Raw genomic sequence first — 9,946 nt, forward strand, 5'->3', positions numbered from 1 at the left:
AGTCAACAACGAATGCTCAGAGAAGGCTCAAATCCGATCAAGCCCCAATACCGCCACACAGCCGGGAGCGCACATTTGACCGAACGATGACCTGCATTGCACTTTATTTACTGTTGCCGAATGGGTGACAGCGCCTCGCCGACAAAGGCACGGACCCCTTCCTCGAAGGGGACCTCGGGCCGCCAGCCCAGATCGTCGCGCAGCCGGGCAGGGGAGGCCACGATGTGCCGCACGTCGTCGAAACGGTACCGCCCGCTCACCCGCGGCTCGGGCAGCCCGCCCATGCGCGACATCACACGCGCCAACTCGCCCACACTGCGCGGAGTGCCGCTCGCTACGTTGTAGGCCCGGAACCCGGGCTCGGCGCGGCCCAGCGCCACCACGTTGGCGGCAGCCACATCGCGTACGTGGACGAAATCGCGCATCATCTCCCCGTCCTCGTACAGGTCTATCCGTGTGTGGCTACGCACGTGCGACTGGAAGGTGCAGGTTACTCCCGAGTAGCCGGAGTCCTGACGCATCCCTGGCCCGTAGACGTGGTGGTAGCGCAACGCGGTGGCCGCGGCGCCGGTCTCGGCGGCCCAGGCCGCGGCGAGGTGCTCCTGGGCCAGTTTGGTCGCGCCGTACACGTTACGCGGGTCGAGGCGTCCGTCCTCGTCGACCGTTTCCGGAGCAAGCCGGGCCGCGCACCGTGGGCAACGCGGTTCGTAGCAGCCGGCGTCGAGGTCCGCGCGGGCCCGAGGACCCGGCGTCACCGCGCCGTGCTCGGCGCAGCGCCACTGTCCCTCGCCATAGACGATCACGGAACTCGCCAGGGTCAGCCGCCTGGTACCAAGGACCTGCATCTGACGCAACAGCACGGCCGTGCCGAGGTCGTTGCAGGCCGCGTACAGTGGGGCGTCCGCGAAATTGTCACCCCGTCCCACCGCGGCCGCCTGGTGGCACACCGCGTCCACACCGCTGAGCGCCGCCGCCACATCGGCGGGTTCGCGCACGTCGCCCTGCACGTTCTCGGCGCCGTCGGGCCAGGGCACCGGCCGGCCCGCGTACACATGAGGCAGTGCAGCGTCCAGGACCCGCACGCGGTGCCCCTGCGCGAGCAGCGCGGAGACCACGTGGCGGCCGATGAAGCCGGCTCCTCCGGTGACGAGCACGTGCACAACGGACCTCCGTAATCCCTACTTCCACCTTGGTCACAGTCTCCGGTTGCTGGTTCAAGCCTTCTTCGAACATGGTTCGACAGGCTGTCGAGCGGTCTGTGCTGTGCGGTCGTGGCCTGCTCCTTCGGCCGTTCAGGGCTCGAACCCGAATGGAGCCGGAACCGACACATTGAGATCCGTATCCCGGTCGTCCGTACGGCCCGACAACGTCACGAGGAGAACCATGCCCCGCTCGCCGCGCGTCGGCGCCTACGAGCCGCACCGCATCCTGTTCGTCACCTGGAGCTGGCGCACCCACCTGTACGCCATGGCACCGTGGGCCTGGGCGCTGCGCGCTGCGGGGCACGATGTGCGCGTGGCCTGCCAGCCGTCCCTCGTGCCCACGGCGGGGGCACTGGGCCTGCCCGCCGTCCCCGTGGGGCCGGACGTCGACGTCCGGCCCGACTTCCGTCGGCTCGTCATAGGAGAATCGTCCTCCGCCGCCAAGCGCAACAAAGTGCCCCGCGCGCTTGAGCTGTTCACCCGGCTCGCCGATGTGATGGCCGACGACCTCGTCCAGCTCGCCAGGAGCGAACGACCGGACCTGGTGGTCTTCGACCCGACGGCGTTCGCGGGCCCTCTGGCTGCGGCGGCCATCGGCGCCCCCGCCGTGCGCTGCCTCTACGGCCCGGACCTGCTCAGGCCGTTCCACCGTCTGCTGCCGGAACTGTTGCGGCCCACCTGCCAGCGGCTCGGCCTGCCGGAGGTGCCGGGGACGGGCGACCTGACCCTGGACCCCAACCCCGCCTGCCTGGCGCTGCATTCGGACCATACGCGGCTCGTGACCCGGTACGTCCCCTGCAACGGTCCCGAGGCGGCACGGGCCACACTCGGCCCGACGCCCCGGCGCCGCGTGTGCGTGACCTGGGGACACACCATGGCAGCGCTCGACGAGCGGCACTTCCTCGCCGGTGACGTGGCACGCACGGTCGCGGAGCTGGACGTGGACGTCGTGGCCCTGGTCTCCAGGCAGCAGTTCGCCCTGCTGGGCCGGACCCCGCCGAGCGTCCAGGTCCTCGTCGACGTCCCCCTGCACTCCGTCCTGCCACACTGCGATGCGCTGGTCTCCCAGGGCGGCGCCAGCTCGGTGCTGACCGGGCTGGCGGCGGGGCTGCCCCAGGTGGCCATCGGCCAGCTGCCCGACCACTTGGCGATCGCCCGCCAGATGGAGGCCGGCGGGGCGGGACGGGCATTGTCGGGCCCCGACGCCACGCCGGACGCGGTGCTGTCCGCGGTGTTCGATGTGCTGGAGCGGCCGTCGTTCACGACCCAGGCCCGCAAGGCGCGGCAGGAGAACGCCGACCGGTCCGCGCCGGCCGCCCTCATCGGGGATCTGCTGGAGATCGTCCGCTCCGCCTGACAGCACCGCCTCCCAGCCGATCGATACTCCAACGGCTCCCCAAAACACGGTGCGACGGTGGCACCGCCCGGACGGCGCCCACGGCAGGGCCGTCTTCCGCCGGACGAACGCCCCCATCCCACCGCGCCCGCGCCAGGCGGGCGAACAGGACGGAGAACACATGCGTGTGCTGTTCACCGCGTGGGCCTGGCCCCCGCACTACTTCCCCTTGGTGCCGCTGGCGTGGGCGACACGCAACGCGGGCCACGAGATCCGGGTGGCCGGGCCGCCTGCCCTCGCCGACGCCATCACCCATTCCGGACAGCCGGCCGTCGAAGTGGGCGCGGACGTCGACTTCACCGAGCTGACCCGCAGCACGATGGGCATCGGCCGCGAGGCCGAGGCCACCCCGGAACTCTGGCGCGAGCTGCGCAAGCCCAAGGGCGAGAAGGCACTGCACATGTTCGCGACCATCGCCGAGACGATGGTCGACGACCTCGTGGACTTCGCCCGCGCCTGGCAGCCGGACCTCGTCGTGCACAGTCCCACAAGCTATGCGGGAGCCATCGCCGCGTCCGCCGTCGGCGTGCCCAACGTCCGGGTCCTGATGGCCCCGGACATCGCCTACCGTGGTCGGCACGCCGAACCCGCCCTGCTCGCCGACATGTGCGCACGCCACGGTGTGACGGACGTGGCCCCGCTGGGCACGCTCACCCTCGACCCGTGCCCCCCGCGCATCCAGATCCCCGTGGACTACGCCCGCCGTCTGATGCGCTACATCCCGTACAACGGCCCCGCCGAGATGCCGCACTGGCTGCTGGACCCGCCGGCCCGCCCCCGGGTGTGCATCACCTGGGGCACCACGCTGGCCGCCGTCAACACCAACCTGGTGCTGGCCGGACGCATGATCGAAGCGGTCGCTGACCTGGACGTCGAGGTCGTCGTCACCGTGGCGCCCAGCCACCGCGAACTGCTGGGCACCCTGCCGGACAATGTGCGCGTCATCGAGGGACTGCCGCTTCACCTGTTGCTCCCCAGCTGCTCCTTGATGATCCACCAGGGCGGCAACGGCACCACCATGACGGGCATGGTCAGCGGCGTGCCGCAGCTGATCGTCCCCCAGTTCCCCGACCAGGCCTTCGTGGCCGAGCGCATGTCCTCGGCAGGCGCGGCGAACGTACTGCTGCCGGAGGACGCCACGGCCTCCGAGGTGCGCGCCCGCGTCGGCGACCTGCTGCAGAACCCGCGATGGGCCCGCGACGCCGCCCGGCTGCGGGATGAGGCCGCCGCCCAGCCCGCGCCCACGGACCTCGTCCCGGCCCTTGAGGAACTCGCCCACGACGGCCGCCGCGCGCGCAGCGCAGCCCTGACCGGATAACCGGCCGGGTGCGGCGGGCCCGCCCGCACGCCCCGGCCAGACGACACAGCGAAAGGCACCAGCATGCTCGCGCGCAAGAACCTTCCGCCGGAGTTCACCGCCTGGAACAAGAAATGGGGTGCCCCCTACGGGCACCGGTCGGTGCGCCTGGTCGAGGAGGGCAAGCGGCCCGAACAGCGTCCCAACCAGGCACTGGCGGACCCGACGAACCCCGACTACGGCCCGTTCGCGTTCCAGTACGCGAGCGGCACCCGGGACCACGAGTACCCGTGGATGTTCCTCAACGCGCACCTGGAACCGGGTATGCGCGTGCTCGACGTGGGCAGCGGGTTGAGCGGCCTGCAATTCGTCGCCGCCATGAACGGCTGCGAGGTCGTCAACGTCGACCCCTCCGCCCGGGACGACTACAACGAGTGGACCGACCCGGGATACCTGCCGCTCAACCCCGAACTGCACCAGATGCTCAACACCACCTTCGGCACGGACGTCCGTCTGGTCGCCGAGCGGTTGCAGGACGCCGACCTCGAACCGGAGAGCTTCGATCGCGTCATGTGCCTGTCCGTCCTGGAGCACCTCGACCGGGCCGAGGCCCAGCAGGTGGTCACCGCGGCGGCACGTCTGCTGCGACCCGGCGGACTCATGCTCCTGACCGTCGACCTGTTCTTGGACCTGAAACCGTTCGGCGTCATGGAACGCAACGTGTGGGGCATCAACCAGGACGTCGGCGGCCTGGTGGCCGACAGCGGACTGACCCTGGACAGCGGCGACCCGCGCGAGTTGCTCGGCTTCCCCGAGTTCGACCTCGACCACGTGGTCGCCACCCTGCCCGACCTGCTCATCGCCCCCCTCTACCCCGTCATGACCCAGTCACTGTCGCTGCGTAAGCCGCAGGCCTGAGAGGAGCGGGCCCAGTGATCGACGTCTCGGGGCTGAGCAAGACCTACCGGGGCCGCGGCCGGGAACGCGAGGCGGTCTCATCGATCACCTTCACGGTCGGGGCCGGGGAGTTCTTCGGTCTGCTCGGCCCGAACGGGGCCGGCAAGTCCACAACGATCGGCATGCTCACCACTCTTGTGGCGCCGACCGCGGGCAGCGCCCGCATCGCGGGCTTCGATGTCGTGAAACAGACCCGGGACGTACGACGGCGCATCAGTCTGGTCCATCAGACGAACGCCGTCGACCGGGAGCTGACCGTGCGGGAGAACCTCGAGTTCCGGGGCCGTTACTGGGGACTTCGGGCCCGGACCGCGCGGCGGCGGGCGGACGAGCTGCTGGAGTGGTTCCGTCTCGGCGACCGCCGTGACGCGGTCTTCTACCAGCTCTCCGGCGGCCAGCTGCGCCGCCTGCTCATCGCCCGCGCGCTGGTGCACCGGCCCGAAGTCCTCTTCCTGGACGAGCCCACGTCCGGCATCGACGCCCACAGCCGGATCCAGCTGTGGGACGTGCTGACCGAACTACACGAACAGGGCCAGACCATTTTGATGACCACGCACAACCTCGACGAAGCCGAGCGTTTCTGCTCCCGCGCCGCCATCATCGACGGCGGCCGGATCCTCGCCTGCGACCACGTGGACGCGCTGGTGGCCCGTGCGGGCAGCGAGGTCTCGGTGACCGCCACGTTCGACGGGCCCGTCACTTTGGAGGCCGTGCTGGCGGGAGGCAAGAGCGTCCTGGGCCGGGCCCGGGTCGACGGGGCGGTGCTGCACGCCGTCACCCAGCGACCGGAGGGGCTGCTCCCCGAGCTGGCCGAACTCGGTTCCTCCACGGGCCGACGGCTGATGAACCTGACAACCTCGCGGCCCAGCCTGGAGAGCGCGTTCCTCACCCTGACCGGAAGGACCTACCGCGTATGACCGCCGCGACGGTGACCCGTGCGGAGCCGGAGCCCGCCCCGCCCGTGCGCCTCGGCCGGGTTCTCCTTGCATTCCTCGCCCGTGACCTGCACGTGGTCTTCCGACGGCAGCTGGTCGGCTTCCTCGCGCGGGTGATCGTGGAACCGCTGCTCATGGTGTTCGTCTTCTCCTACGTACTGCCCACGGTCTCCGGCGCGCCGCGCACGGCGGGAGCCTCGCTCACCCAGGTGCTCATGCCTGGAGTTATGGCCACCACGATGCTCTTCAGCGGCGTCATGGGCGTCACCATGCCGCTCATCAGCGAGCTGTCGTACCCCAAGACCGTCCAGGACCGGCTGCTGACCCCCGCACCGCCCTGGGCCGTCGGGGCCGCCCGGATCGCCAGCGGCACGGTGCAGTCGGTCGTGGCGGTCCTCCTGGTGCTGCCGATCGCCTTCTTCCTGCACGCGCCGGGGCACTCCCCGGGCGTCTCCCTGCACCACTGGCCGCTGCTCGTGGTCGTCGTGCTCACCGGGTCACTGCTGGCCGCTGCGCTCGGGCTGTGGCTGGGTTCCGTGATCCCGCCCGCCCAAGTGAACCTGATGTTCAGCCTGGTGATGATGCCCGCCATGATGCTCGGCTGCGTGTACTACCCGTGGACGTCGCTGGAGGCGATCCCCTGGCTGCGGGCGGCAGTGCTGGCCAACCCGGTGGTGTACCTCAGCGAGGGCATGCGGGCGGCCCTCACCCCAGCGATGCCGCACCTGTCCCTGTGGGTCCTGCTGCCGGTCGTCATCGGCGGCGGCGCCGTCATGACCCTGCTCGGCCTGCGGGCGTTCCGCCGCGCCGCGCTGGACTGAGCCCGGACCACCAGCCGTCGGGCGCCGAACACGCCGACGGCCGGTCACCACGACGCCGACCGCGCTAAGCCCCCATCGTCACCGCGTCCGAGACGCCACCGATGAGGGTCTCCACGAGGTCGGCGGACGACGGCAGCCGACGGCTCTCCTCCCGCAGTCGGCCGGCCGCCTCGCCGTACTCCGGCCGGGACAGGATGCGCTGTGCCGCGTCCCGAATCGCCTCGATGCTCGCATCAGCCAGTTCGAGCCGCTCACCGGCTCCCGTGCCCGCAACCATGGCCGCGATCAGCTTCTGATCGGGCATCTGAGGGATCATCAGCTGCGGCGTTCCGCAGGACACCGCCGTCAGCGCGGTGCTTGGTCCCGCCTGGGACACCAGCAGATTGCAGCTGGGCAGCAGCGTGTGCAACGGCATGCGTTCCACCAGGCGCACGTTGTCCCGCCGTGCGGTGAGCCGGTTCAAGTCACTGCCCGCCACCGTGGCGACCACCTCGACGGGCAGACCGGCGACCGCTGCCACGACCCGGTCCAGCACGAACGCATAGTGCGCCAGGCGCGAACTGGTGGTCCCGTAGGTGACGCACACACGCGGCCGGCGCGGTCGGCGGGCGGTCCAGTGGGGCAGCACACCGGCACCGTTGAAGGGGACGTACCGCATCGGCAGACGGCGGAAGCCCGCGCCGGGCACCTGAAGACTGGGCGGACAGTGGTCGACGGTCGCCAGGCCCGTGGTGTCCGCCGCCGCCAGCCCCAGCCGCCCGGTCAGGGAGGCGAGCGCAGACGGTTCGAAGGTGCGCACCGACGTCAGGATGTCCACGCCCCACAGATGGCGCACTGCGGGCACCCCTAGGCGGCGCGCGACCAACGGCGCCGCGTACGTGCTCTCCTCAAAGACGACCAGGTCCGGCCGCCAGCGCGTCATGAGGTCGTGCAGGGGGTCCGCCATCGTCTCGGCGATCGCGGCATACGTAGACACCGTCCGGGAACGACGCCCGTCGCCCGCGACGGCCGGATCCACGGCGAGCAGCCGGTTGACCACCGGAGTGGAGTCCCGGTCGCTGCCAATCGCCACACCGCTGAGCCCGGACGCCCGGACCGTGGGCATCAACGAGGGCTGACTCGCCACCAGCACCTCATGACCGGCGGCCCGGAACGCCCAAGCCAGAGTCACCATCGGCTGGTAATGCGTGGGCCACGCCCAGGTGGTGAACAGTACGCGCATACTTCCCTCACCTCCCCGCCCCACCGGGTCCGGGGGCGTCGGCCACACCGTGGCAGACGGCGGTCGAGGAGACGGCGTGGACGGCTGAGGCAACGGCGACCACCGGGCACCGGCCGTCCAGCCCGCACGCGCCTACCGGCCCCGCCTCATCCGCATCGTCGCCCCAATGCCCACCCACAGGACGAGAACGACGATGGCGATCCCGATCGACGTGAGCACACTGGTGGACACGGCGCGCGTGAGGTAGAGGACAACCCACACCATCGCCAGCGGCAGCGCGGAACCGATCCAGGCCGACAGCGGAAACCTCGGGGCGGTCGGGTGGGACTTGTTCCCGGACATGCTCTCTCCTTACGACGTGGGAGGGTGGCCAGCACCCCTGTGCACAAAGCCGGCGCGGTGCCTATTGCATTGCACCTTGAATCCTGCGCCGATCCGGCCACCGACGACAACCACGTACACCGTGGACCTCACCGTTTCTGGACGGGTTTCCCATGCAGTTGACCGAATGTTGGCCCGGACGGAATCGACCATGAAGCGGCAGCAGCGGAGGGAACCGTGCGCGTCCTGTTCGTGTCCTGGGCCTGGCCCTCGCACCTGTACCCCCTCGTACCGCTCGCCTGGGCGTTCCGCAGCGCGGGGCAAGAGGTCCTGGTGGCGACCCAGCCCGCGCTGATCGACGCCGCCGTACGCACCGGACTGCCCACCGTGCCGGTGGGCTCGTCGGTGGACCACGGCAACCTGCTCGGCGGGGCCATGCGTCCTGTGCACCAGCCGCCGGACCGGAGCCCCGCCCCGCAGCCGACGGCCGGCTCCGCACCGCCGGACGGGCCACGGTCACCGCGGCGGCGCCTGGACCTTTCGGTCCGCATCGCCGAGGACATGGTTGACGACCTCGACGCGCTGTGCGCCTCCTGGAAACCCTCCCTGATCGTGTCCGAACCGACCACCTACGTGGCCCCGTTGGTCGCCGCGGCCCACGGCATCCCCCATGCCTCTGTGCTCTGGGGCGTCGACTTCCACGCCCAGGCCCACGACCACGAACGCGAGGCATTCGCCGAACTGTCGCACCGCCTCGGCATCGACGGCTTCGACTCCCGCGGTGTGGCGCAGATCGACCCGTGCCCCGCATCGCTGCAGGTGCCCTCGACCCACCCGCGCCTGGCCCTGCGACACGTGCCCTACAACGGCAGCGGCACTGCACCCCGCTGGGTGCTGGGCAAACCCGACCGCCCACGGGTGTGCCTCAGTTGGGGACTGTCCGCACAGTGGGCCAACACCACCGAGGGCGACCGCTCTGTCGATGCGCAGCACCGGCTGATCGAAGCCCTGGCCGAGACGGGCGCCGAGATCGTCGTCCCCGTCGCCGACCTGACCCCCTTCGACACGGTACGGCTTCCACCCGACGTCCGGATCGTGGAACAACTGCCCCTGCACCTGCTGCTGCCCACCTGCGACGTGCTGATCGCCCGCGGCGGCGCGGGCACGATGATGGCCGGCGTCACCGCCGGCGTCCCCCAGCTCTGCCTGCCGCAGTACATCTCCGATCTGACGCCAGCCGAGCGTCTCGCCGGCACGGGAGCCGGGCTGTGTCTCTCCGACGGCCCCCTGGACCCCGCCGCGGTACGTGACGCGGCGCTGCACATCGTGCACACGCCGTCGTACCGGTCGGCCGCTGTTCGCCTGCGCGAGGAGGCCGCGAGCCGGCCGCCGGCCGCGACCGTCGTACGCAGCCTGGAGTCCTTGGCCCGTGCGGCCGCACTGCCCGAGGCCGGGTGAGCGCGGTGCGGGTCCTCTTCACCGCCTGGGGCTGGAACACATGCTACTACCCGTTGGTGCCGCTCGCGTCGGCGGCGCGTGCGGCGGGCCACGAGGTGGTGGTGGCCACCCAGCCGGGCCTGGTGCCCACCGTGCTGCGCTCCGGCCTGCCCGCCGCGGCCGTCGGCCACGACACCGACGCAGGCGCCCTGATGGGCGGCTTCCTGCGCCGCCTGACCGACAGCGACGGCCACAACCCCTCCGAGTGGGGGGAGATGCGGCGGTTCGGGGTGCGGAACTGCTGGTTGAACGTGGCGGTGTGCGAGGCGATGGCGCAGGGCTTGTGGGAGTTCGCGTC

9 protein-coding genes and 1 pseudogene are annotated in these 9,946 nt (G+C 71.0%); 7 read left to right on the top strand and 3 right to left on the bottom strand.

Annotated elements, in window-relative coordinates:
* Positions 1-107: 107 nt before the first annotated feature.
* Positions 108-1,160, bottom strand: coding sequence for an NAD-dependent epimerase/dehydratase family protein (locus ACZ7N4_RS37165; RefSeq protein ID WP_471367992.1), 1,053 nt, complete (start codon positions 1,158-1,160; stop codon positions 108-110).
* A 223-nt stretch (positions 1,161-1,383) separates the two neighbouring features.
* Here ACZ7N4_RS37165 and ACZ7N4_RS37170 point away from each other — a divergent pair, with 223 nt between their 5' ends.
* From ACZ7N4_RS37170 to ACZ7N4_RS37190, 5 genes are all read left to right on the top strand, one after another.
* Positions 1,384-2,559 carry a nucleotide disphospho-sugar-binding domain-containing protein gene (locus ACZ7N4_RS37170; protein WP_471367994.1) on the top strand — a complete coding sequence of 392 codons (1,176 nt, stop codon included), beginning with the start codon at positions 1,384-1,386 and terminating at the stop codon, positions 2,557-2,559.
* 160 nt (positions 2,560-2,719) lie between these two features.
* Positions 2,720-3,916, top strand: coding sequence for a nucleotide disphospho-sugar-binding domain-containing protein (locus tag ACZ7N4_RS37175; protein WP_471367996.1), 1,197 nt, complete (start codon positions 2,720-2,722; stop codon positions 3,914-3,916).
* A gap of 63 nt (positions 3,917-3,979) precedes the next feature.
* Complete coding sequence (locus tag ACZ7N4_RS37180; protein WP_471367998.1) at positions 3,980-4,813, top strand: class I SAM-dependent methyltransferase; 834 nt, start codon at positions 3,980-3,982, stop codon at positions 4,811-4,813.
* Positions 4,814-4,827: 14 nt separating this feature from the next.
* Entirely contained in the window at positions 4,828-5,769 is a 942-nt protein-coding gene (locus ACZ7N4_RS37185; protein WP_471367999.1) for an ABC transporter ATP-binding protein, read from the top strand.
* Positions 5,766-6,608: an ABC transporter permease gene (locus ACZ7N4_RS37190; RefSeq protein WP_471368002.1), complete on the top strand. Its 843-nt coding sequence runs from the start codon at positions 5,766-5,768 to the stop codon at positions 6,606-6,608. The genes ACZ7N4_RS37185 and ACZ7N4_RS37190 overlap by 4 nt, the downstream gene beginning before the upstream one ends.
* Before the next feature lie 64 nt (positions 6,609-6,672).
* Here ACZ7N4_RS37190 and ACZ7N4_RS37195 read toward each other — a convergent pair whose 3' ends face one another.
* On the bottom strand, positions 6,673-7,830 hold the full coding sequence (locus ACZ7N4_RS37195; RefSeq protein WP_471368004.1) for a nucleotide disphospho-sugar-binding domain-containing protein: 1,158 nt from the start codon (positions 7,828-7,830) through the stop codon (positions 6,673-6,675).
* Positions 7,831-7,962: 132 nt separating this feature from the next.
* Positions 7,963-8,172 carry a hypothetical protein gene (locus ACZ7N4_RS37200; protein ID WP_471368006.1) on the bottom strand — a complete coding sequence of 70 codons (210 nt, stop codon included), beginning with the start codon at positions 8,170-8,172 and terminating at the stop codon, positions 7,963-7,965.
* 216 nt (positions 8,173-8,388) lie between these two features.
* On the opposite strand from ACZ7N4_RS37200, the gene ACZ7N4_RS37205 reads away from it, so the two are divergent.
* Together ACZ7N4_RS37205 and ACZ7N4_RS37210 are read left to right on the top strand one after the other, a co-directional pair.
* Positions 8,389-9,609, top strand: coding sequence for a nucleotide disphospho-sugar-binding domain-containing protein (locus tag ACZ7N4_RS37205; protein WP_471368008.1), 1,221 nt, complete (start codon positions 8,389-8,391; stop codon positions 9,607-9,609).
* Positions 9,610-9,614: 5 nt separating this feature from the next.
* Positions 9,615-9,946 (top strand): annotated as a pseudogene (locus ACZ7N4_RS37210) (nucleotide disphospho-sugar-binding domain-containing protein); the annotation flags it as partial.

Source organism: Streptomyces sp. NPDC107654 (assembly GCF_055639035.1).